The following is a 21,629-nucleotide window of genomic DNA, read 5'->3' as shown; positions in this document are numbered from 1 at the left end:
CCCCGCGAGCAAGTCCTCGGCATCTTCGCCCGACCCCGCGAGCAGGTCCGAACCCCTCCGCGTGGCCGTCATCGGCGCCAGGGGCCGCATGGGCGCCGAGGTGTGCCGGGCGGTCGAGGCCGCGCCGGACATGGAGGTCGTCGCCATGGTCGACGCGGGCGACTGGCTGTTCAACCTGGCCGACGCCGGGGCCGAGGTCGCGGTCGACTTCACCAGCCCCGAGGTGGTGATGGACAACATCCGGTTCTGCGTCGACAACGACATCCACGCCGTCGTCGGCACCTCCGGGTTCGACGCGCAGCGGCTGGGCACGGTCGCGGAGTGGCTGGAGCCGAAGCCGGAGCTGGGTGTGCTGGTCGCGCCGAACTTCGCCATCGGCGCGGTGCTGTCCATGCGGTTCGCCGAGCTGGCCGCCCCGTACTACGAGTCGGTCGAGGTCGTCGAGCTGCACCACCCGCGCAAGGTGGACGCGCCCTCCGGCACCGCCGCGCACACCGCCCGGCTGATCTCGCAGGCGCGCGAGGCGGCGGGCCTCGGTCCGATGCCGGACGCGACGACGCAGGAGGCCCCCGGCGCGCGGGGCACGCTCGTGGGCGACGTCCGCGTGCACTCGCTGCGGGTGGCCGGGTTGATCGCGCACCAGGAGGTCGTGTTCGGCACGGAGGGCGAGACGCTGACGCTGCGGCACGACTCGCTGGACCGCAAGTCGTTCATGCCGGGCGTGCTGCTGGCCGTGCGGTCGATCGCGGGGCACCCCGGGCTGTCCGTGGGGCTCGACAAGTACATGAGCCTCTGAGCGGGTCCGCGAGCCGATGACGACCCGCACCGTCGCGTTCCTGATCACCGCCGCGCTGGCGGTGTACTTCGTGCTGCTGGGCGGGCGGGCCGTGGTGCTGCTGGGCACCGGCGACCCGGTCGGCATCGGCCTGGGCGTCGGCGTGCTGGTGCTCCCGCTGATCGGCGCGTGGATCGCGTGGACGAACCTGAGGTTCGGCTTCACCACCGAGCGGATGGCGCGGCAGCTCGACGCCGAGGGCGGTCTCCTCGACACGTCCGGGTTGCCGCGTCGTCCGTCGGGGCGGGTGGACCGGGACGCGGCCGACGCGTGGTTCGAGCAGCGCCTGGCCGACGTCGAGGCGCGTCGCGAGGACTGGCGGGCGTGGTTCCTGCTGGCGCAGGCCTACGACCTGGCCGGGGACCGGGGTCGGGCGCGGGAGACCATGCGCCAGGCCATCGACCTATTCCAGTCGCCGACGAATCGTGCGCAAGACGCTGAGTGAGATGCGATTCATCCGGTATTAACGTCTTCTTGCCTTGGATCTTTCGGTGAGCGTCGTTACCGTGGGTGATGTGGCTAAAACCTGCGAGAACATGAGGCTGACCGTCGCCTGCGTGGTCATCGCGACCGCCGTGGGCGTCGCGCTCGCACTCGGCTGACCACGCGCACCTCCTGGGGAAGAATCAGGCGACCCGCCGCACGTCCCCAGGAGTCCCCATGCACCTCGCTCGGATCGTCCGGGTGGCTCTCGCCGTCGCCACCGCCCTGGTCGCGGTCGGCCTCGTCACCCCGACGGCCACGGCGGGCGCCGCGGTGGGCTGCGACGTCGACTACGAGGTCACCGACCAGTGGCGGAGCGGGTTCGGCGCGCGGGTCACCATGACCAACCTGGGCGACCCGCTGTCGGGCTGGACCCTGGAGTGGGCGTTCACCGCCGGGCAGCGGGTCACCTCCGAGACGTGGAACGGCGTGTTCACCCAGTCCGGCAGCACCGTGCGGGTCAGGAACACCGGCTACAACGGCGCGGTGGGCACGGGCCGGTCGGTGACGGTCGGCTTCAACGGCACCTGGTCGGGCGCCAACCCCGCGCCCACGTCGTTCACCGTCGACGGCGTGCCGTGCACCGGCGCGCCCGTGGCCGCCACGACGACGGGCGGTGCGCCGGCGCAACCGTCCACGCCGTCGCCCACCACCGCACCGTCCGCCACGACCACCACTACGACCACCGCCACCACGACGTCGTCGGCCGCGTCCTCGTCGGCGACCACGACCAAGCCGTCCACGTCGTCGTCGGCGGCGGCGTCCGGCACGTTCGACTGGCCGACGGCGTCGCCGAAGCCGGCGGTCGTGCTGTCGGCCGACGTGAGCCCGGAGAGCGGGGTGGACGCGCTGCGCCTGGGGCTGGTCATCAGCGCGCTCGTGGGGACGGTGGGCCTCGCCGTGCTGCTCGTCGTGCGCCGCCATCTCCGACGAGTGGGTGACGAGGCCGGTCGCCAACCCTAGGCGGTCACACGACCGGGTGGTTCAGCGTGCGATCACCCAGATGGCCGGGTAGCCGATGAGGCATGGATCGTGCAGTGGCGGTCGACCGCCTCTACGACTGTGACGTGCTGGATCGGCACGGCCGGCCCATCGGGCCGGTCGCGGGGCTGTGGCTGGCCGGTGGTCGGCCGCTGTGGGCCTCCGTGCGCCGGGACACCGGGACCACCCTCGTGCCCATCCGCGGCGCCCAGGTGCGCGACCGCAGGCTCGTGGTGCCGGTGGAGGAGCGGGAGGTCGAGGACGCGCCGAAGGTCGGCGACCGGGAGCTGTCCGAGGCCGAGCAGGCCGAGCTGCACGACCACTACGGGCTGACGCTGCCCGAGCAGCGCCTGGTGCTCCACCAGCGCGATGCCGGCGCGCCGACCGGTGTCAGTGCACCCACCAGCCGGCCACCGCGGCAGGCGAGGCGGCGAGCACGCTGAACCGGGCGAACCGGCCGACCATGCCGGTGGAGATGAACAGCCAGGACGACATGCCCGCCAGACCCGCGAGCACCGTGGTGAACATGAACGGCGGCAGGCCGACCACCGAGCTCACCGCGTGCGTGCCGAACATCCAGTGCGGGTGCCGGTGGCAGCGCACGCGCACCCATTCCAACCGGGTGCGCCACTTCTGCCGCCACGGTGACAACGGCTTGGCCTGCTTCTCCTTGCGCTTCATGATCGCGGGCAGGCGCAGCGAGCCGCGCGCGGCCAGGAAGTAGAACATCTTGCCCAGCACCTGGCCCACGGCCACCGCGAGCCCGATCCACCACCACGAGATGCCCGGCTGCTGGGTCACCAGCCCGATCACGAAGACCTCGATGCTGATCAGGGGTAACAGCGCGGAGCCGAAGGCAACGCCGAACGTGAGGCACAACCACCCGAGCACCCGGCGAGGCTACCTCCGCGGTCAAGGTTCGAGCAGTAGGGACAACCCCCCGGTAACCCTTATTTCCCGCACCGGTCGCCCACCGGCGTCCAGGGTGCGCACCGTGCCGTCGGCGGCCCAGTCCGCCTTGCCGTAGAAGCCGATCGAGGCCTGGTCCGCTTCGGGCACCCACGCGATGCCCCTCGTGGCGCCGGCTTCGCGCAGGTGGTGGGCGGCCGTGGCGAGCAGCCTGCCGCCGTGCCCGCGCCGTCCCCAGCGCGGTTCCACCAGCACGCTCACCAGCGCCGTCGTCGCCGCGTCGGCGGGCAGCGAGCCGTCCGCGTGCGCCAGCTCCTCCTCGGGCGCGATCCCGGCGACGCAGAAGCCGACCGTCCAGGTGGCCTCGGTGGCGACGAACACCTGACCGCGGCCGACCGCCTCGGCCCACGCCGGCGCGGTCTCGTCCACGTCGATCGCCTGGAGCACCTCGGCGGGCAGGAGGTCCTGGTAGGCGGTGCGCCAGGTGTCGCGGTGGATGCGGGCGATCTCCGCCACGTCGTCGGGCTGCGCGGTGCGCACTGTGGCGTCGGCCATGTCGGAACCCTAGCGGCGGAAACCCGCGTGATTCCGCCCGGTGTGGCGTGAAAGCGTGGCGTCGTGCGTTGGGCAGCGTTGGGCGTCGTGTACGTGGTCTGGGGTTCGACCTACCTGGCCATCAAGTTCAGCATCGAGTCGATGCCACCGCTGTTGTCGGGAGGGACGCGGTTCCTCATAGCCGGCGCGGTGCTGGCGCTGCTGGTGGCCTGGCGGGGCGGGCTGCGGATGACGCGGCGGCAGTTCGGGTCGGCGGTGCTGCTCGGGTTGCTGCTGCCCGCCTGGGGCAACGGTCTGGTGGTGCTGGCCGAGCAGTCCGTGGCGTCGGGGTTGGCGGCGCTGCTGGTGGCGTCCGTGCCGCTGTACGTGGTGCTGATGCGGCGGTTCGCCGGTGAGCGCCCGCGGGCGGTGACGTACGCCGGCGTGGCCATCGGGTTGGTCGGGCTGGCCGCCCTGTTGCTGGACGACATGGGCGAGTCGTCGTGGTGGGGGCCGTGGGTGGTGCTGCTGGCGGCGTTCGGGTGGGCGCTGGGGTCGTTCCTGAGCAGTCGGCTGGACACGCCCGCGAACCCGTTCGCCCTGTCGGCGGTGGAGATGCTGGCCGGTGGGGCGGCGTTGACGGTGGTGGGGCTGGTCGCCGGGGAACGGGTGTCGTTCGGCTCGATCACCACGTCGTCGTGGGTGGCCTGGGGGTACCTGGTGGTGTTCGGGTCGTTGCTGGCGTTCAGCTCGTACGTGTACGTGCTCGGCCAGTTGCCGGTGTCCACGGTCGCGACCTACGCGTACGTGAACCCGGTGATCGCGGTGGTGCTCGGGGTGTGGCTGGCCGACGAGGCGTTCGGGCCGTTCCAGCTGCTCGGCGGTCTGCTGGTGGTCGTGGCGGTGGTGCTGGTCGTGCGGGCCGACCGGGCCGAGCGCGCCGAGCAGGCGGAGCTGGAGTGTCGGACCTGAGTGGGAGTATCCAGCCGTGCAGAAGATGAGCGCAGACGTCGCCCGCCGCATCGCGCTGGCGGCACAGGGTTTCGCCGATCCGCGGCCGGCTTCCGCGCCGACCCGGCGGCACCTGCAGAAGGTGCTGTCCCGGGTGCGGCTGCTCCAGCTGGACTCGGTGAACGTCGCCGTCCGCGCGCACTACATGCCGTTGTTCAGCAGGCTCGGCGCCTACGCGCCGTCCTTGGTCGACGACGCCGCGTGGTCGCACAGCCCCCGCAAGCCGCGGCTGCTGGTGGAGTACTGGGCGCACGAGGCGAGTTTGGTGCCCGTGGAGGACTGGGCGCTGCTGCACTCCGGGGCCAAGCGCGCGGGCTGGTGGAAGAACTACACGGCGATCGCCGAGGGTTCGCCGCAGCTCGTGGACGACATCCTGGCGGTGGTGAAGGAGCTGGGGCCGGTCGGCGCGGGCGCGATCGAGAAGGCGTTGGCCGGTGGCGGGCCGCGGGCCAAGGAGCACTGGGGCTGGAACTGGTCCGAGGTCAAGAAGGTGTGCGAGTACCTGTTCGGCGAGGGCGTCCTGACGACCGGGTCGCGGCGCGGCTTCGAGCGGCTGTACGACCTGAGCGAACGCGTGCTGCCACCCGAGGTGCTCGCCGGTCGGACGTCGATCTCGGCGGAGGAGGGCGCGCGCGAGCTGGTCACCCGTGCGGCGACGGCGCTGGGCGTGGCGACGGAGCCGGACCTGCGCGACTACTACCGCCTGCAGCCGGGCCGCAGTCGGCAGGCCGTGGCGGAGCTGGTGGAGGCCGGCGTGCTGGAGCCGGTCGAGGTGCAGGGCTGGGGCGTGCCCGCGTACCGGCACGTCGAGGCGCGCGTGCCGCGCCGGATCACCGGCCGCGCGCTGCTGTGCCCGTTCGACCCGCTGATCTGGGAACGGGCCCGGACGGAGCGGATCTTCGACTTCTTCTACCGGATCGAGATCTACGTGCCCGCGCCGAAGCGGGTGCACGGGTACTACGTGTTCCCGTTCCTGCTGGACGGCGAGCTGGTCGGGCGGGTGGACCTGAAGGCGGACCGGGCCGCCGGCGTGCTGCGGGTGCAGGCGGCGTACTCGGAGCCGACCGCGGACGTGGGCCGGGTCGCGGTCGAGCTGGCCGCCGAGCTGCGGCACATGGCCGACTGGCTGGAGCTGGACCACGTGGAAGTCGTGCCCAAGGGCGATCTCGCACCCGTGTTGACGGCGGTGGCGCGGTGACGTCGGCCACCCGGTGGACTGACAGAAGTTGAAATCTGTCAGTCCAACACGCATAGTGGAGTCATGACGAACTCCACCAACCGCGTGACCCGTCGCCGCGTCCTGGGCTCGACCGGCCCCGAGGTGTCCGCGCTCGGCCTCGGCTGCATGGGCATGTCCGACCTGTACGGCCCGGCCGACGAGGCCGAGAGCGTGGCCACCGTCCACGCCGCCATCGACGCGGGCGTCACCCTGCTCGACACCGGCGACTTCTACGGCATGGGCCACAACGAGCTGCTGATCCGCCAGGCCCTGCGCGACCGCAACCGCGACGACGTGGCGATCAGCGTCAAGTTCGGCGCGCTGCGCGACGCGGACGGCGGCTGGCACGGCAACGACAACCGCCCCGAGGCCGTGCGCAACTTCCTCGCCTACACGCTGCGCAGGCTGGGCACCGACCACGTCGACGTCTACCGCCCGGCCCGCCTCGACCCGGCCGTCCCGATCGAGGAGACGGTCGGCGCGATCAAGGAGGAGGTCGAGAAGGGCCGCGTCCGCCACATCGGCCTCTCCGAGGTCGGCGCGGACACGCTGCGCCGGGCGCACGCGGTCCACCCGATCGTCGACCTCCAGATCGAGTACTCGCTGATCTCCCGCGGCATCGAGAAGGTGATCCTCCCGGCCGCCCGCGAGCTGGGCATCGGCATCACCGCGTACGGCGTGCTGTCGCGCGGCCTGATCTCGGGCCACTGGACGGCGTCGAGGCAGGTCGCCGACTTCCGCGCCGTCTCGCCGCGCTTCCAGGGCGACAACCTCGACCGCAACCTGGCGCTGGTGGAGGCCCTGCGCGCGGTCGCCGCCGAGAAGGGCGTCACGGTCGCGCAGCTGGCCATCGCCTGGGTCCTGGCCCAGGGCGACGACATCGTCCCGCTGGTGGGCGCCCGCCGCCGTGACCGCCTGACCGAGGCGCTCGGCGCGCTGGACGTCACCCTCACCGAGCCCGACCTGACCCGGATCCAGTCGGCGGTCCCCGCCGACGCGGTGGCGGGCGAGCGGTACGCGCCGGCCCAGATGGCGCACCTGGACAGCGAGCACTGACCTCGGGCCGCGCCGGCGGCCGGTGCGCGCACAATGGACCGGACCAGCCGGCGACACCAGGGGAGCACCACGTGGCGGAAGCGCTGACCGCGGAGGTCATCCTCGGCACCACCGAGGACGTCCTGCGCCGCTACGGCCCGGCCAAGGCGACGGTCGTGGACGTGGCCCGGGCGCTGGGCGTGAGCCACGGCAGCGTCTACCGGCACTTCCCCACCAAGACGGCGCTGCGCGAGGCCGTCACCCAGCGCTGGCTCGACCGGGCCCACGCGGGCCTGGCCGAGGTGGCCGCCGCTGGCACGCCCGCGCCGCAACGCCTGCGCGACTGGCTGGCGGCGCTCTTCGAGGCCAAGCGCAAGAAGGCGCTGGGCGACCCGGAGCTGTTCGCCACGTTCTCCGTGCTGGTGAAGGAGAACAGCTCCGTGGTCGCCCAGCACATCGCGGACATGGTGGCGGAACTGACCAGGATCGTCGCCGAAGGCGTCGCGTCCGGCGACTTCACCACCCCCGACCCGGCCGTGAGCGCCAAGGCCGTGTTCGACGCCACCGCTCGCTTCCACGACCCGGCCCACGCCGGCGACTGGTCCGCCCCGGACGCCGACGCGGCGTTCGACGCCGTGGTTTCCCTGCTGGTGGCGGGTCTACAGTCCGGACGGTGACCGAAGGGCAGCGGGCCGAGGCGAGCGACGGCAGCCGGCTCTACCAAGCCGGGCGCGACATCATCGTCCACTCGCCGCCCCTGCCCGTCCCGGCCGCTCCTCTGATCTGGAACCTCCCGCCGCGCAACCCGAACTTCACCGGTCGCGAGGAGGTCCTGACCCGGATCCGAGACGGCCTGTCGAAGAGCGTCGTGTCCGTGCACTCACTGCACGGCTTGGGCGGGGTGGGCAAGTCCCAGACCGCGATCGAGTACGCGTACCGCCACCGGGCGGACTACCGGTGGGCGTTCTGGATCCCCGCCGAGCAGCCCGAGGTCATCCCGGCTCACTTCGAGCGCCTCAGGGCGGCGCTCGGCCTGCCCGCGACGGCCGATCTGCGCTCGGTGCTGGGCAACGAACCGGGGTGGTTGCTCATCTTCGACAACGCCGACCACCCGGGCGACCTCCACGGCCACCTGCCCGTGGGCGGCCACGTGCTGATCACCACCCGCAACACGGGGTTCGGCAGCCTCGGCCGCACGGTCGAGCTGGACACGCTGGACCGCCCGGAGTCGGTGGACTTCCTGCGCGGGCGGGTGCCCGCGATGACCGCCGACCAGGCGCGCCGATTGGCGGACGTGCTGGGCGACCTGCCGCTCGGACTGGCCCAAGCCGCCGCGTACCTGGAGGAGACGGCGCTCCCCGTCGAGGAGTACCTGACCTTGCTCGACACGCACGAGTCCGCCCTGTTGGCCGAGGGCGACGTGCCCGACCACCCGCACACTGTCACCACGGTCTGGTCGCTGTCGCTGGAGCGGTTGGCGCGACAGGAGCCCGCGACCATGGCCGTGGTCGGCATCAGCGCCTACCTCGCCCCCGATGACATACCGCTCGACCGGTTGAGGGAGTACCTCCGTCGGAACGTCCCGATGTTCGTCGACGCGGCGGCCGATCCGGTGCGGTGGACGCGCGTCATCGGCCTGTTGGTCAAGTACGGACTGGTCCGGCGGACCGGCGACACGATTTCGATGCACCGTCTCCTGCAAGCCGCGCTCCGCAACCTGACCGAGGGGGCCGTTCACGACCCCCACTTGTTCGCCGAGACGGCCTTGAAAATGTTGTTGTTCGACCTGACGGGGACGCCGCCATTGGTGTCGCACCTGTTGGCCGCGGTGTCGCACACCAAGTACCCGGATGGTCGTGCGGTGGAGTTGTACCGCGTGAGCATGGAGGCCGCCACCGCCCTGTACGGACCCGACGACGCCCTCACCAAGCGGATCCGGCGCCTCCTGGAATGAGCACCGCGGCGCGCGCATCGGGGGTGCGCACGCCGCGGCTGGTTCGGGGACGCCGGTCGGTCAGGTGGTGGTCGCGGTGGTGACCAGGGCCGTGCCGCTGCTGGTCCGGCCGGTGATGACGAGCGACGGCTCGGTCTCCGGCGGGGTGTCGGAGACGTCGAGGTCGCTGCGCGCCGCGCCCGAGCTGGAGGCCAGGTCGACCCGCGCCGCCACACCGGGCCGCACGCCCACGCGGACGTCGCCCGAGCCGGTGCCCAGTTGGAGCCGGCCCGACGCGGCGTCGGCCACGGTGACGTCACCGCTGCCCGTCCGCACCTGCACGTCGTCCTGCACGGCGCCGAGCCACACGTCGCCGGTGCCGGTGTAGACCACGGTGTTCCCGCCGACCGACGACACCTCGATGTCGCCGCTGCCGGTCTTCGCCCGCAGCCCGCCGAGCATCGGCCCGAGCCTCAGCTTGCCCGAGCCCGAGTTGACCTGGGACGACGCGTCGGCCCGGTCCGCGGTCACGTCACCGGTGCCGGTCTGGACCTCCAGCCGTCCCGCCGCGCCGGTCACCGTCACGTCCGCCGACCCCGCCTTGGTGATCACGTGCGAGCCGACCGGCGCCCGCACGGTCACGCTCAGCGGCACCGCGCGCAGCGGCAGCGCCTTGGAGGAGTGCACCGCCACCCGCGTGCCGGACAGCTCCAGCCGCGCGTCCCGCACCGCCTCCGCCGGACCGGCGGGCTGTCCCTTCCCGTTGCCGAACTGGTCGTTCACCCAGCTCAGCAGTCCGGACAGGCCTGCCGTCCAGGACTCGCCCGCCGAGGGGTCGTGCTTGACCTCGACGTGCACGCCCGGCTCGTCCAGCAGGTGCACCCGCACCCGACCGGCGAGCAGCGCCACGTCGATCTCGACGACACCCTCGACCTCGAAGCTCTGCTGCCGCACGACATCCGATTCCATGATCCCCCCTCAGCCCTGCACCCAGCCGCGGACGCGGGAGGACGACGACGAGTCGCCGCCCGACTGGTCCTTCGGCGGTCCCCAGTGCTTGTGGCCGCCACCGCGCCGACCGCCGACCGCGCCCTGCACGGCCTGGGCGACGAACGTGTTCAACGACATGCCCTGGGCCGCGGCGGCCTGTTCGGCCTTGGCCTTCAGCTCGTCCAGCAGCCGCAGGGTGACGCGCGTGGCGTCGCCCGCGGAGGGCCGGGGAACTTCCCGCGGCTCCGGTTCGTGTTCTTCCCGAGCGGCCGCGCCGGTGACGACCACCTGCACATCCCGTCCGTCCAACCGCACGTCGACCACGGGGCCGTCGAGGGCCGCGGTGACCTCCGCGGCCAGGTCGGACAGTGCGTTCATGAGTGCGAGCCGCGCGGCGGGCTCCAAAGCTGCGGACAGCAGGGCCGCGGTGCGCCGGGTGTTGTCGTCCCCGGCGGACGCGGCCGTCGCGAGGTCCTCGCGCAGCGCTGCGATGTACGGCGACAGATCCATGACACCACCATGACGTCAAATCTGACATCAGTCAAGGAATTCATGATGTCGTTCTTGACAGCATCGCGGTGGCACCGTGGCGGCACGGCGAACGGGCGCAGGTCACAGGGCCGAACGGTCGGTCGTCGAGGAGCGCGGCCACCGGCTTCGGTTAGGGTTCGGGCCATGGCTGAGACGGTGGCGCCGAAGGTGCAGTTGATCGCGAAGACGGAGTTCTTCCCCCCGGACGGCGTCCCGTGGTCCACCGACGCCGACGGCGGCGAGGCGCTGGCGGAGTTCGCCGGCCGCGCCTGCTACCAGTCGTGGACCAAGCCGAACCCGGCCACCGCCACCAACGCCGGCTACATCAAGCACATCATCGAGGTCGGCCACCTGTCCGTGCTGGAGCACGGCTCGGTCAGCTTCTACCTGACCGGCATCTCCCGGTCGCTGACCCACGAGCTGATCCGGCACCGCCACTTCTCGTACTCGCAGCTGTCCCAGCGGTACGTGCCCGAGCGCAACGCCGCCATGGTCGAGCCGGACGTCATCGCCGACGATCCCGAGCTGCACGAGAAGTTCCTCGCCGCCGCCCAGGCCAGCGTCGACGCCTACAACGAGCTGCTCAAGGGCCTGGAGGAGAAGTTCTCCGACGTGCCCAGCGCGACCCTGCGGCGCAAGCAGGCCCGTCAGGCGGCCCGCGCGATCCTGCCCAACGCCACCGAGACCCGCATCGTGGTCACCGGCAACTACCGGGCGTGGCGGCACTTCATCGCCATGCGCGCCACCGAGCACGCCGACGTGGAGATCCGCGCCCTGGCCGTGGAGTGCCTGCGCGAGCTGCAGAAGGCGGCGGCCAACGTGTTCGCCGACTTCACCATCTCGACGCTGTCCGACGGCACCGAGGTCGCGTCCAGCCCGCTGGTCACCGAAGGCTGACGGCCGGTGAAGCGGCTGATCGTCGACGTCCAGCCCGGCGAGTACGCGGTCGCGCGGCTGCCCGCCGACGCACCGGTCCCGGCCGGGCTGCTCGACGTGCCCGGCCTGGTCTCGGTGACCAGGACGCCCGACGAGCTGTCGATCGTGTGCCCGGTCGAGCACGCGCCGCGGTCGGAGACCGCGCAGCCGGGCTGGCGGTTGCTGACCGTGCGCGGTCCGCTGGAGTTCACGCTCACGGGCATCATGGCCGCCCTGTCCGGCGAACTGGCCGCGGCGGGCGTGAGCCTGTTCGCCCTGTCCACTTACGACACCGACCACCTGCTGGTGAAGACCGGTGACCTGGCCCGTGCCGTGCAGGCGTTGCGCGCCTCGGGCCACGAAGTCACGAAACCGTGAAACCGGATCGGGCGACGCGGGGTCTGAAGTAGCGTTCCGCCGGTCCGCGGTCGGGGTTTCGAGGAGTGACGGTGACTGGTCCGACGCAAGGTGTGAGCGACCGACCCCGAGTGATCGCGGGCAGGTACACCCTGCTCGCCGAGCTGGGGCGCGGTGGCATGGGCGTCGTCTGGCGCGCGCAGGACAACGTGATCGGCCGCCAGGTGGCCATCAAGGAGCTGCACCTGCCCGACGGCATCGCGCTGGAGGAGCGCCGGGTGCTGGAGGAGCGGGTGCTCCGCGAGGCGCGCACCGCGGGCCGGTTGAACGACCCAAGTGTGGTCACGGTGTTCGACGTGGTCGCCGAGGGCGGCATGACCTACATCGTGATGGAGCTGGTCGAGGCGGCCACGCTGTCCACCCTCGTCAGCGCGCACGGCCCGATGCCGCAGGACCGGGTCGTCTCGATGGCCGTCCAGGCGCTGTCCGCCCTGGACTCCGCGCACCAGGCCGGGATCGTGCACCGCGACGTCAAGCCCGGCAACCTCATGATCACGCCCAACGGCCGGGTGAAGCTCACCGACTTCGGCATCGCCCAGGCCGTGGACGACCCGCGGCTGACCACCAGCGGCAGCCTGATCGGCTCGCCCGCCTACATGTCGCCGGAGCGCATCCACGGCAACGAGGCCTCGCCCGCCTCCGACCTGTGGGCGCTGGGCGCGACGCTCTGCTACGCCGTGGAGGGCGCGAACCCCTACGAGCGCTCGACCACCGCGTCCACCCTGCACGCGATCATGAACGAGATGCCGCGGGTGACCAGGGCGCACGGCGTGCTCGGCGCGGTGATCACCGGCCTGCTGATGCCCGACCCGAACGCCAGGCTGACCGGTCCCCAGGCGCGCGCCATGCTGGAACGCGCCGTCGCCCAGCCGACGCCGCCGACCGGTTTCGGCGTGCCGCCGCAGAACCCGACCATGCACTACACCCAGCCGACCGCGGTGCGGAAGCCGTGGCTGAAGGGCCTGCTGATCACCGCCACGGCGATCGCGGCGGTGGTGCTGCTGGTCGGCGGCGTGTTCCTCGGCCGGTGGCTGTTCACCGACCAGCCGCCCGCCGCGATGGCCCAGACGGTCACCTACGGTCCCGGCGGCACGATCGAGGCCGCCCAGTTCAAGCCGGGCAGCGGGCAGTGCGGCGACAACCTGGTCGACCCCAACACGACGGTCAACTACACCGACTGCGACGAGCCGCACCGGGTCGAGGTCTTCGCGGCGGCCGAGCCGTTCGGGTCGGACAAGATGCCCTACCCGGGTGACCAGTGGCTGCGCAACTACGCCGAGGACTTCTGCACGATGTACTTCATGTCCGAGCGCGTCCCGGTGGAGGACAAGCAGTCCACGCTGCGCTACCTCGCCGTCGTGCCCACCTCGGGCATCTGGGCGGAGGACCCGTCGTCCTCCTCGTCGTCGGGCAAGCAGTTCCGCGACGTGGTCTGCGTGCTGTGGAACAAGGACGGCACCGCGCTGAAGGACCAGGTGTACGCCAAGTAACGTGGCCCCATGGGCGTCGCGCAGGACGAACGCAGGCTGTTGACCGAGTTGTTCGCCGAGGTGGGGCCGGACGCGCCCACGTTGTGCGACCCGTGGCGCACCCGTGACCTGGCCGCGCACCTGGTGCTGCGGGAACGCCGCCCGGACGCGGCGGCGGGCATCCTGGCCAAGCCGCTGGCCGCGCACACCCGGCGGGTCCAGGACGCCTACGCGGCCAGGCCGTGGGACGAGCTGGTGGGACTGGTCCGCGTCGGCCCGCCCCGGTTCTCGCCGTACGCGCTGGTCGACGAGCTGGTCAACTCCGTCGAGTACTTCGTGCACCACGAGGACGTGCGCCGGGCCCGCCCCGACTGGGAGCCCCGTTCACCCGATCCGGTACGAGACGCGGTGCTCTGGCGGCGGCTCGCGCCCACCGCCCGGCTGATGTACCGCAAGAGCCCGGTAGGGGTCGTGCTGCGCCGCCCGGACGGCGAGGTGGTCGTGGCCAGGCGTGGCGCGAACCCCGTGGTGCTGACCGGGCAGGTCTCGGAATTGCTGGTGCACGTGTTCGGCCGGGCCGCCGCACGGGTGGAGTACGACGGCGCGGACGAAGCGGTGCGGCTGGTGCGTGCCCTCGACCGGAGCATGTAGTCGCAGCTTGCCGAGGGTGACGCGGTAGATTTCCGCATATGACCGGAAGTCCTACCGCCTCGCCCGGCCGCCCCTTCGGGCGCGTGCTCACCGCCATGGTCACCCCGTTCGACGCGGAGGGGGCGGTGGACCTGGACAAGGCGCGGCAGCTCGCCGAACACCTGGTCGAGCTGGGCAACGACGGTCTCGTGGTCAACGGGACCACCGGTGAGAGCCCGACCACCAGCGACGCGGAGAAGGCCGACCTGATCCGCGCCGTGGTCGAGGCGGTCGGCGACCGCGCGACCGTGGTCAGCGGCGCGGGCACGTACGACACCGCGCACAGCGTGCACCTGGCCAAGCAGGCCGAGGCGGCGGGCGCGCACGGCCTGCTGCTGGTCACCCCGTACTACTCGCGGCCCACCCAGGAGGGCGTGCACGCGCACTTCACCACCGTCGCCGACCAGGTCGGCGTGCCCGTGATGCTGTACGACATCCCGCCGCGCACCGTGATCCCCATCGAGGTGGAGACCCTGCTGCGGCTCGCCGAGCACCCGCGCATCGTCGCGGTGAAGGACGCCAAGGGCGACCTGCTCGCGGGCAGCAAGGTCATCGCGGCCACCGACCTGGCCTACTACTCCGGTGACGACCCGCTGAACCTGCCGTGGTTGTCGGTCGGCGCGGTCGGCTTCGTCAGCGTCATCTCGCACATCGCCGCGGACCGGCTGCGCGACATGCTCGACGCGTTCTCCTCCGGCGACGTCGCCGGCGCGACCGCGATCCACCAGTCGCTGTTGCCGCTGCTGCGGCCCTTCAGCCGGATGCCCGGCGTCACCTACGCCAAGACCGCGCTCCGGCTGCGCGGTCTGGACGTGGGCGACCCGAGGCTGCCGCTGGTACCCGCTTCAACCGAGGACATCAAGGCCGTCGAGGCCGAATTGGGAGTCAACGCGTGATCAACCCGAACTCACCCCCGCTCGCACTGCCCGACGGAGGTCTGCGCGTCGTCGCACTGGGCGGAATTGGCGAGATCGGCCGCAACATGACGGTGTTCGAGCACGCCGGCCGGCTGCTCGTCGTGGACTGCGGCGTGCTCTTCCCCGAGGACGACCAGCCGGGCGTCGACCTGATCCTGCCGGACTTCCGGGCCATCGAGGACCGGTTGGACGACATCGAGGCGCTGGTGCTCACGCACGGGCACGAGGACCACATCGGCGCGGTGCCGTTCCTGCTGAAGCTGCGCCCCGACCTGCCGGTGGTGGGCTCGCGGTTCACGCTGGCGCTGCTCGCGGCGAAGTGCAAGGAGCACCGCCAGACGCCCCGGCTGTTCGAGATCACCGACGGCGAGCGCCGCTCGTACGGGCCGTACGACCTGGAGTTCTTCGCGGTCAACCACTCCATCCCGGACGCGGTCGCGGTGGCCATCCGCACGACCGCCGGGCTGGTGCTGCACACCGGCGACATCAAGCTCGACCAGCTGCCGCTGGACGGCAGGCTCACCGACCTGGCCGGGTTCTCCCGGCTCGGCGACGAGGGCGTCGACCTGTTCCTGGTCGACTCGACCAACGCCGAGGTGCCGGGGTTCGTCGCGCCGGAGCGCGAGATCGGCCCGGTGCTGGAGAACGTGGTCCGCAAGGCCAACCAGCGCGTGATCGTGGCGTGCTTCGCCTCCCACGTGCACCGCGTGCAGCAGGTCCTGGACGTGGCCGTGCAGTACCGGCGGCGGGTCGCGCTGGTCGGCCGGTCGATGGTGCGCAACATGGGCATCGCGGCGGAACTGGGCTACCTGAACGTGCCGGAGGGGTTGTTCGTGGACCTCAACGAGGCCATGGAGATGCCCGAGGACCAGGTGATGTTCGTGTCGACCGGGTCGCAGGGCGAGCCGCTGTCGGCGTTGTCGCGGATGGCGCGCGGCGAGCACCGGCAGATCTCGATCAAGGCCGGTGACACGATCGTGCTGGCCTCGTCGCTGATCCCGGGCAACGAGAACGCGGTGTTCGGCGTGGTCAACGGCCTGGCGCGGCTCGGCGCGACGGTCGTCCACCAGGGCAACGCCAAGGTGCACGTCTCCGGGCACTCGCCGGCCGGTGAGCTGTTGTTCCTCTACAACGCCGTGCGGCCGTCGAACGTGATGCCGGTGCACGGCGAGTGGCGGCACCTGCGGGCGAACGCGGCGCTGGCCGTGGCGACGGGCGTGGACGCGGAGCGGGTCGTCATCGCCGAGGACGGCGTGGTGGTCGACCTGGTCGACGGCAAGGCGGCGATCAGCGGCAAGGTCGAGGTCGGCCACGTCTACGTCGACGGCCTGTCCGTGGGCGACGTCGGCGAGTCGACCCTGTCCGACCGGCTCGTGCTCGGCGAGGGCGGGTTCATCGCCATCACGGTGGCGGTGGACTCCAACAACGGGCGCGCGGTCGCACCGCCGACCGTGTCCGGCCGCGGGTTCTCCGACGACCCGAAGGCCCTGGACCAGGCCATCTCCCTGGTGGAGATGGAGCTGTCCCGCACGGAGGCCGAGGGGATCACCGACTCGCACCGCATCGCCCAGGCCGTGCGCCGCGTGGTGGGCCGCTGGGTCGCCGAGACCTACCGCAGGCGACCGATGATCGTGCCGACCATCATCCCCGTGAACTGACCGCCCGTGATGCGCGTGGCTGGGAGGACCTGACGTGGCCGAGGTGCTGCTGTTCCACCACGCGCACGGGTTGACGCCCGGTGTCGCGGCCTTCGCCGAGCAGTTGGCGCAGGCCGGGCACACCGTGCACGTGCCGGACCTGTACGAGGGCCGGGTGTTCGTCGACCTGGGTGACGGCCTGGACTACGCCGAGCAGGTCGGGTTCGGCACGATCGCCGAACGCGGCCTCGTCGCCGCCGAGGGGCTGCCCTCGGACGTCGTGTACGCGGGGTTCTCGCTCGGCGTGCTGCCCGCGCAGATGCTGGCGCAGACCAAGCCGGGCGCGGCCGGCGCGCTGCTGTTCAGCGCGTGCGTGCCGGTGTCGGAGTTCGGCCCGGCGTGGCCCGCGAGCGTGCCGGTGCAGGTCCACGCCATGGCGGCCGACGAGCTGTTCGTGGACGACGGCGACCTCGACGCCGCGCGTGCCCTGGTGGCGGGCGCGGCGGACGGGGAGCTGTTCCTCTACCCCGGCGACCGGCACCTGTTCGCCGACCAGAGCCTGTCGTCCTACGACGAGGTGGCGGCGGTGCTGCTGATGGAGCGCGTGCTCGCGTTCCTGAACTGATCCTCGGCCGCCGCGCGGGCATGCCCATGGTCGCCGGTTCGTTCGGCGGCGTCTCAGAGGCGTGGCGGTCCGTCCAGCACGTGCCCGAGCGGCACCGGGAACGGCTCGTCGCCGGTCACGGCATGCCGTCCTCGCCGGTCGGCGGGCGCCACGGGCTCTTGCCCGTCGTGGGCCGGGTGGGGTCGTGGAACTTCGGCAGGTCCGGCTCGTCCAGTCGCAACGGCACCAGGCCCGCGGTGATGGCGCGCATGATCCGCTCGTGCGCCCGCCGCGCGTCGCCCGGCTTGCCGTCCTCCAGCCCGGACAGGTCCACCGGCTTGCCGAAGTGCACCTTGAACGTCGGCCGCTTCCGCAGCCCGCGCACGTACGAGGTCAGGTAGGGCTTGGCGTCGGCCCACCCGCTGACCCCGGTGTTGCCCCAGTACACGGCTTCGTGCGCGCCCCACTGGCTCACCGGGACCACCGGGATGCCGCCGCTGAGCGCGAGCCTCGCCGCACCGGTCTTGCCCCGCTCCGGCCACAGGCCCGGGTCGAGGCTGATCCGCCCCTCCGGGTACATGGCGATCGGGTCGCCGCCGCGTTGCAGCACCTCGACGGTGCGGTGGTAGGCGTCGCCGACGTCCGCCGCCGAGCGGTCGACGCGCACGTGGCCGGACGCCTTCAGCAGCGGCCCGAGGACCGGCGCGTCGAGCAACCCGCCCGCGAGCAGGAAGCGCGGCGCGACACCGATCCTGCGGCACGCCGCGATCAGCACGAAGGGGTCGAGGTTGCCGATGTGGTTGGACGCGAGCAGCAGGGGACGTCCCCTGAGGTCCGCCGGGATGTCACCGGTGACTTCGAGTCGTCCGCTGAGGCCGACGACCCCTTGGTCGACTGCGGTCAGCACGCGCCACAGCAGTGGTGTGGACACGACGGCAGGCTACGGTGTGCCGACCCGTCACCGCACCGGCTTCCGGGCATCCGCACGCACCGGGCAGCGCACGTCACGTCCACCGTGAACGTTGGGGCGGCTGTGGTCAGAGGGACTACCGTATGCACCATGGCCGGCCGACCTGGGACTTCGCGCAAGGGCACGACCCGCAGCACCGGATCCGGGTCGAAGGCCCGGTCCGGCGCGTCCCGACCGGCCGCGAAACGTCCTCCCGCCAAGCGCGCTCCCGCGAAGAAGTCCTCCGGCTCGGTCCGCAAGCTCTGGGGCCTGCTCGGCCGCGGTGTCGGGTCGGTCGTCCGCGCGGTCGGAAGGGGCAAGGAGCTCGACCCGGCGCACCGCCGTGACGGCTTGGCGCTGGTGCTCATCTCGCTGGCCGTGATCACCGCCGCGGGCGTGTGGTGGCAGGCAGGCGGACCGGTCGGCCAGTGGGTCGACGTGGCCGTGCGCAGCTCCGTCGGCGGCCCGGCGGTGATCGTGCCCGTGGTGCTGCTGGCGATCGGCGTGGCGCTGATGCGCACCGACCCCACCCCCGAGGCACGACCCCGCCTGGTGATCGGCGCCGCCCTGGTCGCGGTCGGGTTCCTCGGCATGTTCCACCTCGCCGGCGGCCTGCCGATGGACCCGCTCGCCCGTCGTGACGCCGGTGGCGCGCTCGGCTACCTCTCCGGCGGGTTCCTCGCCCAGGGCCTCACGCCGTGGGTCGCCGGGCCGCTGCTCGTGCTGATCTTCGGCTACGGCGTGCTGCTGCTGGTGCACGTGCCGGTCCGCGAGGTGCCCGCCAAGCTCGGCGCCCTGCTGCACCGCAAGCCCGACCAGCTCGACGGTTTCGGCGACGAGGACGCCGCGCCGGTCCCGGACGTCGAGGAGCAGCCGGCCAAGCTGCGCCGCCCGTCCCGCGGCCGCCGCCAGGCCGTCGCCGCCGTCGCCGACGACGAGCAGCCCGAACTGCCGCTGGACGAGGAGCCGCCGCCACCGCCCAAGCCCGCGCCCAAGCCCAAGGCGACCCCGGAGACCCCGAAGCCCGCCGCCATCGCCGTGCGCGCGGTCGAGGGCGACTACCGCCTGCCCCCGCCGACGATCCTCAAGGACGGCGACGCGCCCAAGGCCCGGAGCAAGGCCAACGACCTGATGATCGAGGCCATCTCCGGCGTGCTCGACCAGTTCTCCATCGACGCGCAGGTCACCGGCTTCACCCGCGGCCCGACGGTCACCCGGTACGAGGTCGAGCTCGGCCCGGGCGTGAAGGTCGAGAAGATCACCGCGCTGACCAAGAACATCGCCTACGCGGTCGCCACGGACAACGTGCGGCTGCTCGCCCCGATCCCCGGCAAGTCCGCGGTCGGCATCGAGGTGCCCAACAGCGACCGCGAGATGGTGCGGCTGGGCGACGTGCTGCGCTCGCCGTCCACGGTCAAGGACAACCACCCGATGGTGATCGGGCTGGGCAAGGACATCGAGGGCCACTTCGTCACCGCGAACCTGACCAAGATGCCGCACCTGCTGGTCGCGGGCTCCACGGGTTCGGGCAAGTCGAGCTTCGTGAACTCGATGCTGGTGTCGCTGCTGGCGCGCGCCACCCCGGACGAGGTCCGGATGATCCTGATCGACCCGAAGATGGTCGAGCTCACCCCGTACGAGGGCATCCCGCACCTGATCACGCCCATCATCACCCAGCCGAAGAAGGCCGCCGCCGCGCTGGCCTGGCTGGTCGAGGAGATGGAGCAGCGCTACCAGGACATGCAGGTCAACCGGGTGCGGCACATCGACGACTTCAACCGCAAGGTCAAGTCGGGCGAGATCAGCGCGCCGCCGGGCAGCGAACGGGTCTACCGGCCGTACCCCTACATCATGGCGATCGTGGACGAGCTGGCCGACCTGATGATGACCGCGCCGCGCGACGTGGAGGACGCGATCGTCCGGATCACGCAGAAGGCGCGTGCGGCGGGCATCCACCTGGTGCTCGCGACGCAGCGGCCCTCGGTGGACGTGGTGACGGGTCTGATCAAGACGAACGTGCCGTCCCGGCTGGCGTTCGCCACGTCGTCGTTGACCGACTCGCGGGTCATCCTGGACCAGCCGGGCGCGGAGAAGCTGATCGGCATGGGCGACGGCCTCTACCTGCCGATGGGCGCTTCCAAGCCGGTGCGGGTCCAGGGCGCGTACGTCGGGGACGACGAGATCTCCGAGATCGTCAACTTCACCAAGGACCAGGCGCAGCCGGAGTACACCGACGGCGTCACGGCGGCGAAGGCGGCCGAGAAGAAGGAGGTCGACGCCGACATCGGCGATGACCTCGAACTGCTGATCCAGGCGGCCGAGCTGATCGTCACCTCGCAGTTCGGCTCGACCTCGATGCTGCAGCGCAAGCTGCGGGTCGGTTTCGCCAAGGCCGGTCGGCTCATGGACCTGCTGGAGACGCGCGGCGTGGTCGGACCGTCGGAGGGCTCGAAGGCCCGCGAGGTGCTGATCAAGCCGGACGAGCTGGACTCGGTCGTCTACCTGATCCGCGGCGGTTCCGGGCCGGTCGACGACGGGGACGACGAGGTCTGAGCCGGTCGGGCGCGGTCACGGGCCGGGCTTGAACTCCAGCAGGCTGCGCTCCTCGGTCAGCTCCGTCACCGCCTCCAGGACCAGGCCGTGGGGCGCGGCCAGCTCGCGGAACTCCTCGACCCGGCGCTCCCGGCCGCCGAAGATCGCCAGCATGGACAGGTCGATCGCGCTGGTCGCGTGCCGGCCGCCGACCAGCTCGATGACCAGCACGCGGCTCGTGGGCGCCGCGGCCTCGGCGCAGCGGCCCACGATCCGGCCGGCGCGGTCGTCGTCCCAGTTGTGCAGGACGTCGCACAGCAGGTAGGCGTCCGCCCCAGGCGGCAAGGGGTCGAAGAAGCTGCCGGCGGTGACCCGCGCCCGTTCGGCGAGCCCTTCGGCGCGGAACGCGCGGTCGGCTTCGGCGGCGGTCGGCGCCAGCTCGACCACGTGGCCGCGCACCCCGGGGTTGGCCTTCAGTACGGCGGCCAGCAAGGTGCCGTTGCCGCCGCCGACGTCCACGACGGTGGGGAAGCGGGCCCAGTCGACGCCGCCGACGAGCCGGGGCACCTGCTCGCCGAACCGCTGGGTCATCTGCCGGTCGAACGACTCGCGCAGGTGCGGGTGGGCGGCCAGGTCGTCGTAGAAGTCCCGGCCGTAGCGGCGCGGGTAGGCGGCCTCGCCGGTGGCGATGCTGTGCGCCAGCTCCACGAACGCGAGGTCCGCGCGGCCACCCGCGTGGTCCAGGTGCAGGAGGCTGGTGGTCAGGCCGTTGCCCGCGTCGGAGCAGAGGTTCGCGCCGAACGCCGTGGTCCGGTAGCCGACGGCCGTGCGCTCGACCACCCCGACCGTGGCGAGGTGGCTCAGCAGCATCTCCAGCGCGATCGGCGAGGCGTCGAGCTCGGGGGCGAGCCGGTCGACCGCGGCGCCCTCGCCGAGCAGCCGGTCGGGCAGTCCCAGGGTCACCGCCACCCGCAAGGCCATCGGTGTGATCAGGTCGGCCATCCGGCGCAGCGCGGCGATCTCGTCGTGTCCCACGTC

General features: G+C 72.1%; 23 protein-coding genes. 17 read left to right on the top strand and 6 right to left on the bottom strand.

Annotation, left to right across the window (positions count from 1 at the left end; genetic code table 11):
- The first annotated feature begins 61 nt into the window (after window positions 1-61).
- The 4 genes from dapB to AB0K14_RS15385 all read left to right on the top strand — a co-directional run bounded on the left by dapB (window position 62) and on the right by AB0K14_RS15385 (window position 2,742).
- Window positions 62-796, top strand: a complete 735-nt coding sequence (gene dapB / locus AB0K14_RS15400; RefSeq protein WP_360447449.1) for a 4-hydroxy-tetrahydrodipicolinate reductase — start codon at window positions 62-64, stop codon at window positions 794-796.
- Window positions 797-812: 16 nt separating this feature from the next.
- Complete coding sequence (locus AB0K14_RS15395; protein WP_360447451.1) at window positions 813-1,280, top strand: tetratricopeptide repeat protein; 468 nt, start codon at window positions 813-815, stop codon at window positions 1,278-1,280.
- Between the two features lie 215 nt (window positions 1,281-1,495).
- Complete coding sequence (locus tag AB0K14_RS15390; RefSeq protein WP_360447453.1) at window positions 1,496-2,281, top strand: cellulose-binding domain-containing protein; 786 nt, start codon at window positions 1,496-1,498, stop codon at window positions 2,279-2,281.
- 62 nt (window positions 2,282-2,343) lie between these two features.
- Window positions 2,344-2,742, top strand: coding sequence for a hypothetical protein (locus tag AB0K14_RS15385; RefSeq protein ID WP_360447455.1), 399 nt, complete (start codon window positions 2,344-2,346; stop codon window positions 2,740-2,742).
- On the opposite strand, the gene AB0K14_RS15380 is transcribed toward AB0K14_RS15385, so the two are convergent.
- Both AB0K14_RS15380 and AB0K14_RS15375 read right to left on the bottom strand, forming a co-directional pair.
- Window positions 2,690-3,190, bottom strand: coding sequence for a hypothetical protein (locus AB0K14_RS15380; protein ID WP_360447457.1), 501 nt, complete (start codon window positions 3,188-3,190; stop codon window positions 2,690-2,692). The genes AB0K14_RS15385 and AB0K14_RS15380 overlap by 53 nt on opposite strands.
- A gap of 21 nt (window positions 3,191-3,211) precedes the next feature.
- Window positions 3,212-3,763 (bottom strand): GNAT family N-acetyltransferase, encoded by a 552-nt coding sequence (locus AB0K14_RS15375; protein WP_360447459.1) that lies wholly within the window; start codon window positions 3,761-3,763, stop codon window positions 3,212-3,214.
- A gap of 63 nt (window positions 3,764-3,826) precedes the next feature.
- Here AB0K14_RS15375 and AB0K14_RS15370 point away from each other — a divergent pair, with 63 nt between their 5' ends.
- From AB0K14_RS15370 to fxsT, 5 genes are all read left to right on the top strand, one after another.
- The gene (locus tag AB0K14_RS15370; protein ID WP_360447461.1) at window positions 3,827-4,714 is read left to right on the top strand and encodes an EamA family transporter; all 888 of its coding nucleotides are present in this window, start codon (window positions 3,827-3,829) and stop codon (window positions 4,712-4,714) included.
- A 25-nt stretch (window positions 4,715-4,739) separates the two neighbouring features.
- Window positions 4,740-5,951 (top strand): crosslink repair DNA glycosylase YcaQ family protein, encoded by a 1,212-nt coding sequence (locus AB0K14_RS15365; RefSeq protein WP_360447463.1) that lies wholly within the window; start codon window positions 4,740-4,742, stop codon window positions 5,949-5,951.
- A gap of 63 nt (window positions 5,952-6,014) precedes the next feature.
- The gene (locus AB0K14_RS15360) at window positions 6,015-7,028 is read left to right on the top strand and encodes an aldo/keto reductase (RefSeq protein ID WP_360447465.1); all 1,014 of its coding nucleotides are present in this window, start codon (window positions 6,015-6,017) and stop codon (window positions 7,026-7,028) included.
- 71 nt (window positions 7,029-7,099) lie between these two features.
- Window positions 7,100-7,684, top strand: coding sequence for a TetR family transcriptional regulator (locus AB0K14_RS15355; protein ID WP_360447467.1), 585 nt, complete (start codon window positions 7,100-7,102; stop codon window positions 7,682-7,684).
- Complete coding sequence (gene fxsT, locus AB0K14_RS15350) at window positions 7,681-8,961, top strand: FxSxx-COOH system tetratricopeptide repeat protein (protein WP_360447469.1); 1,281 nt, start codon at window positions 7,681-7,683, stop codon at window positions 8,959-8,961. The genes AB0K14_RS15355 and fxsT overlap by 4 nt, the downstream gene beginning before the upstream one ends.
- A gap of 60 nt (window positions 8,962-9,021) precedes the next feature.
- Here fxsT and AB0K14_RS15345 read toward each other — a convergent pair whose 3' ends face one another.
- The gene (locus AB0K14_RS15345; RefSeq protein WP_360447471.1) at window positions 9,022-9,909 is read right to left on the bottom strand and encodes a DUF4097 family beta strand repeat-containing protein; all 888 of its coding nucleotides are present in this window, start codon (window positions 9,907-9,909) and stop codon (window positions 9,022-9,024) included.
- Between the two features lie 9 nt (window positions 9,910-9,918).
- Window positions 9,919-10,440 carry a toxin-antitoxin system HicB family antitoxin gene (locus AB0K14_RS15340; protein ID WP_360447473.1) on the bottom strand — a complete coding sequence of 174 codons (522 nt, stop codon included), beginning with the start codon at window positions 10,438-10,440 and terminating at the stop codon, window positions 9,919-9,921.
- 165 nt (window positions 10,441-10,605) lie between these two features.
- Here AB0K14_RS15340 and thyX point away from each other — a divergent pair, with 165 nt between their 5' ends.
- From thyX to AB0K14_RS15305, 7 genes are all read left to right on the top strand, one after another.
- The gene (gene thyX / locus AB0K14_RS15335; protein WP_360447475.1) at window positions 10,606-11,358 is read left to right on the top strand and encodes an FAD-dependent thymidylate synthase; all 753 of its coding nucleotides are present in this window, start codon (window positions 10,606-10,608) and stop codon (window positions 11,356-11,358) included.
- A 6-nt stretch (window positions 11,359-11,364) separates the two neighbouring features.
- Window positions 11,365-11,754, top strand: a complete 390-nt coding sequence (locus AB0K14_RS15330) for an ACT domain-containing protein (RefSeq protein ID WP_360447477.1) — start codon at window positions 11,365-11,367, stop codon at window positions 11,752-11,754.
- Window positions 11,755-11,846: 92 nt separating this feature from the next.
- Entirely contained in the window at window positions 11,847-13,283 is a 1,437-nt protein-coding gene (locus AB0K14_RS15325; RefSeq protein WP_364338153.1) for a serine/threonine-protein kinase, read from the top strand.
- Window positions 13,284-13,292: 9 nt separating this feature from the next.
- Window positions 13,293-13,913, top strand: a complete 621-nt coding sequence (locus AB0K14_RS15320) for a TIGR03085 family metal-binding protein (RefSeq protein ID WP_360447481.1) — start codon at window positions 13,293-13,295, stop codon at window positions 13,911-13,913.
- Between the two features lie 38 nt (window positions 13,914-13,951).
- A complete protein-coding gene (gene dapA, locus AB0K14_RS15315; RefSeq protein ID WP_360447483.1) occupies window positions 13,952-14,848 on the top strand; it encodes a 4-hydroxy-tetrahydrodipicolinate synthase in 897 nt (298 codons plus the stop codon).
- Complete coding sequence (locus AB0K14_RS15310) at window positions 14,845-16,527, top strand: ribonuclease J (protein ID WP_360447485.1); 1,683 nt, start codon at window positions 14,845-14,847, stop codon at window positions 16,525-16,527. The genes dapA and AB0K14_RS15310 overlap by 4 nt, the downstream gene beginning before the upstream one ends.
- Before the next feature lie 34 nt (window positions 16,528-16,561).
- Window positions 16,562-17,131, top strand: coding sequence for a dienelactone hydrolase family protein (locus AB0K14_RS15305; protein ID WP_360447487.1), 570 nt, complete (start codon window positions 16,562-16,564; stop codon window positions 17,129-17,131).
- A 115-nt stretch (window positions 17,132-17,246) separates the two neighbouring features.
- On the opposite strand, the gene AB0K14_RS15300 is transcribed toward AB0K14_RS15305, so the two are convergent.
- Window positions 17,247-18,041 (bottom strand): lysophospholipid acyltransferase family protein, encoded by a 795-nt coding sequence (locus AB0K14_RS15300; protein WP_360447489.1) that lies wholly within the window; start codon window positions 18,039-18,041, stop codon window positions 17,247-17,249.
- A gap of 129 nt (window positions 18,042-18,170) precedes the next feature.
- Between AB0K14_RS15300 and AB0K14_RS15295 the strand changes: the two genes are divergently transcribed.
- Entirely contained in the window at window positions 18,171-20,612 is a 2,442-nt protein-coding gene (locus AB0K14_RS15295; RefSeq protein WP_360447491.1) for a DNA translocase FtsK 4TM domain-containing protein, read from the top strand.
- A gap of 15 nt (window positions 20,613-20,627) precedes the next feature.
- Here AB0K14_RS15295 and AB0K14_RS15290 read toward each other — a convergent pair whose 3' ends face one another.
- Window positions 20,628-21,593 (bottom strand): methyltransferase, encoded by a 966-nt coding sequence (locus AB0K14_RS15290; protein WP_360447603.1) that lies wholly within the window; start codon window positions 21,591-21,593, stop codon window positions 20,628-20,630.
- Between the last annotated feature and the right edge of the window lie 36 nt (window positions 21,594-21,629).

Origin of the sequence: Actinosynnema sp. NPDC050801 (genome assembly GCF_040673975.1) — a bacterium.
Classification (GTDB): Bacteria; Actinomycetota; Actinomycetes; order Mycobacteriales; family Pseudonocardiaceae; genus Actinosynnema.
Note: the sequence above shows the minus strand (reverse complement) of the source record. Positions and strands in the feature narration are given on the sequence as shown.

What these genes read in the sequence shown, in the direction of transcription:
- dapA (WP_360447483.1), top strand. Translation starts at nt 13,952, where the DNA reads ATGACCGGAAGTCCTACCGCCTCGCCCGGCCGCCCCTTCGGGCGCGTG.
- thyX (WP_360447475.1), top strand. Translation starts at nt 10,606, where the DNA reads ATGGCTGAGACGGTGGCGCCGAAGGTGCAGTTGATCGCGAAGACGGAG.
- AB0K14_RS15290 (WP_360447603.1), bottom strand. Translation starts at nt 21,593, where the DNA reads ATGGCCGACCTGATCACACCGATGGCCTTGCGGGTGGCGGTGACCCTG.
- AB0K14_RS15385 (WP_360447455.1), top strand. Translation starts at nt 2,344, where the DNA reads ATGGATCGTGCAGTGGCGGTCGACCGCCTCTACGACTGTGACGTGCTG.
- AB0K14_RS15340 (WP_360447473.1), bottom strand. Translation starts at nt 10,440, where the DNA reads ATGGATCTGTCGCCGTACATCGCAGCGCTGCGCGAGGACCTCGCGACG.
- AB0K14_RS15395 (WP_360447451.1), top strand. Translation starts at nt 813, where the DNA reads ATGACGACCCGCACCGTCGCGTTCCTGATCACCGCCGCGCTGGCGGTG.
- AB0K14_RS15295 (WP_360447491.1), top strand. Translation starts at nt 18,171, where the DNA reads ATGGCCGGCCGACCTGGGACTTCGCGCAAGGGCACGACCCGCAGCACC.
- AB0K14_RS15320 (WP_360447481.1), top strand. Translation starts at nt 13,293, where the DNA reads ATGGGCGTCGCGCAGGACGAACGCAGGCTGTTGACCGAGTTGTTCGCC.
- AB0K14_RS15375 (WP_360447459.1), bottom strand. Translation starts at nt 3,763, where the DNA reads ATGGCCGACGCCACAGTGCGCACCGCGCAGCCCGACGACGTGGCGGAG.
- AB0K14_RS15390 (WP_360447453.1), top strand. Translation starts at nt 1,496, where the DNA reads ATGCACCTCGCTCGGATCGTCCGGGTGGCTCTCGCCGTCGCCACCGCC.
- AB0K14_RS15365 (WP_360447463.1), top strand. Translation starts at nt 4,740, where the DNA reads ATGAGCGCAGACGTCGCCCGCCGCATCGCGCTGGCGGCACAGGGTTTC.
- AB0K14_RS15345 (WP_360447471.1), bottom strand. Translation starts at nt 9,909, where the DNA reads ATGGAATCGGATGTCGTGCGGCAGCAGAGCTTCGAGGTCGAGGGTGTC.
- AB0K14_RS15360 (WP_360447465.1), top strand. Translation starts at nt 6,015, where the DNA reads ATGACGAACTCCACCAACCGCGTGACCCGTCGCCGCGTCCTGGGCTCG.